This window comes from Candidatus Accumulibacter phosphatis, from assembly GCF_012939955.1.
Lineage (GTDB): Bacteria > Pseudomonadota > Gammaproteobacteria > Burkholderiales > Rhodocyclaceae > Accumulibacter > Accumulibacter delftensis.
The window spans coordinates 1-942 of the sequence record NZ_SPMY01000090.1 but is presented as its reverse complement, the minus strand read 5'-3'; the positions used below and the strand labels follow the sequence as shown (position 1 = coordinate 942).

Sequence of the window (942 nt, the reverse complement as noted above, 5' to 3'; positions counted from 1 at the left end):
TGGCACGTGTTTAGAGGTACGGTGGCACGTGTTTAGAGGTACGGTGGCACGTGTTTAGAGGTACGGTGGCACGTGTTTAGAGGTACGGTGGCACGTGTTTAGAGGTACGCCTAACGTGTTTAGAGGTACGGTGCACACGTGTTTAGAGGTACGGTCGGCACGTGTTTAGAGGTACATTCTCCCCTGTGGATAACCGTAAAAACGCCACTTGTATCAACCACATGCACATACATAACCATTTGCCCTAATATTCTTTTAATATTTCTTTAATCTAAAAGAAAGGGCTACAAAAAAATGGCACGTGTTTAGAGGTACATTGGCACAAACGACCCCATCGAGCGCGCTTCGCTCGGAAAGAATCGTGCGGCCCGTTAGGGCTGCACGCACCTCAGAGCAGGGGCTCCGCCCCTCTTTGCCGCTCCGCGCCAAATTCACCCCGACACCGAACAACTTGACGGCCGCACGACCTCAAAGTGATCGGCCTTCGGCCTCAGAATACAAACAACACAGGCGCGATCAGGCGAGCCGCGCAAGCAAACGCCCGCTCACGCGGACACATTTTTTTCAACTAAGAGCCAGTCCATGTGCCGGTGACTTTCCGGAAATATTTGAGGACAGGAAAAGCAAATAGAAGCCACGGCGGGGGGCAGGGTACTTTGATCAACGGGAACGGGTCTGCCGACGCAGGCGAACCGATCGCTGAAGCGCTGCGCCTGCTCGACTTGTTTGCCAGTGTTGGGGCCGAGGCTTTCGATATCACCCACACCAATCTCCAGCAGGAGAAACGGGGCTTTCGCCCAGCGCAAAGCTTGGCCCAGGCCCGGCAGTCCATGCCCTACCTGGTGCCCAGCGCCGCGCGGCGGCAGAACAATCTGATCGTTCGACCTCGCGCCGGCGACGGCGTCACTCTGGTGCAGCTCGACGATCTCGCGCCGGATGCCC

1 pseudogene is annotated in these 942 nt (G+C 56.4%); it reads left to right on the top strand.

Features of this window, described 5'->3' with window-relative positions:
* Positions 1–656 precede the first annotated feature (656 nt).
* Positions 657–942 (top strand): annotated as a pseudogene (locus E4Q23_RS21180) (DNA-primase RepB domain-containing protein); the annotation flags it as partial.